The sequence below is a fragment of the Rhodanobacter glycinis genome, assembly GCF_900114325.1.
GTDB classification, from domain to species: domain Bacteria; phylum Pseudomonadota; class Gammaproteobacteria; order Xanthomonadales; family Rhodanobacteraceae; genus Rhodanobacter_A; species Rhodanobacter_A glycinis.
On sequence record NZ_FOSR01000009.1, the window covers coordinates 180,765 to 181,955 of the forward strand.

General features: G+C 64.2%; 1 protein-coding gene. It reads right to left on the reverse strand.

The window, feature by feature from the left end; genetic code table 11:
• Positions 1–1,191: an elongation factor Tu gene (gene tuf, locus BMY90_RS11580; protein WP_008211601.1), complete on the reverse strand. Its 1,191-nt coding sequence runs from the start codon at positions 1,189–1,191 to the stop codon at positions 1–3.

Sequence of the window (1,191 nt, forward strand, 5' to 3'; positions counted from 1 at the left end):
TTACTTGATGACCTTGGCAACCACGCCGGCGCCCACGGTGCGGCCGCCTTCGCGAATCGCGAAACGCAGGCCGTCGTCCATCGCGATCGGGTGGATCAGGCTCACTTCCATCTTCACGTTGTCGCCCGGCATCACCATCTCCACGCCTTCCGGCAGGGTCACGGCACCGGTCACGTCCGTCGTGCGGAAGTAGAACTGCGGACGATAGCCCTTGAAGAACGGGGTATGACGACCACCCTCTTCCTTCGACAGCACGTACACCTCAGCCTCGAAGTCCGTGTGCGGCGTGATCGTGCCCGGCTTCGCCAACACCTGACCGCGCTCCACGTCGTCGCGCTTCAGACCGCGCAGCAGCAGGCCCACGTTGTCGCCCGCCTGACCCTGGTCCAGCAGCTTGCGGAACATTTCCACGCCGGTCACGGTGGTCTTCTGGGTCGGGCGGATGCCCACGACCTCGATTTCCTCACCGACCTTGATGATGCCGCGCTCCACGCGACCGGTCACCACCGTGCCGCGACCGGAGATCGAGAACACGTCTTCCACCGGCATCAGGAACGGACGATCCAGTGCACGCACCGGCTCCGGGATGTAGCTGTCCAGCGCGTCCACCAGCTTGATGATCGCCGGCACGCCGATCTCGCTCTGATCACCTTCCAGCGCCTTCAGCGCCGAACCGTGGATGATCGGCGTGTCGTCGCCCGGGAAGTCGTACTTCGACAGCAGCTCGCGCACTTCCATCTCGACCAGTTCGAGCAGCTCGGCGTCGTCCACCATGTCGGCCTTGTTCAGGAACACGACGATGTACGGCACGCCCACCTGGCGCGACAGCAGGATGTGCTCACGCGTCTGCGGCATCGGGCCGTCCGCGGCCGAGCACACCAGGATCGCGCCGTCCATCTGCGCCGCACCCGTGATCATGTTCTTCACGTAGTCGGCATGGCCCGGGCAATCGACGTGCGCGTAATGGCGGTTCGGCGATTCGTATTCCACGTGGGCGGTCGAGATCGTGATGCCGCGTGCCTTTTCTTCCGGCGCCGCGTCGATCGAGCCGTAATCCTTGAACTCGCCACCGAAGCGCTCGGCACCGACCTTCGTCAGTGCTGCCGTCAGCGTCGTCTTGCCGTGGTCCACGTGACCAATCGTGCCGACGTTGACGTGCGGCTTGGTGCGTTCGAATTTACCCTTTGCCAT

Excerpts from the sequence above, each read along its gene's own strand:
- tuf (WP_008211601.1), bottom strand. The coding sequence starts at position 1,191 with ATGGCAAAGGGTAAATTCGAACGCACCAAGCCGCACGTCAACGTCGGC.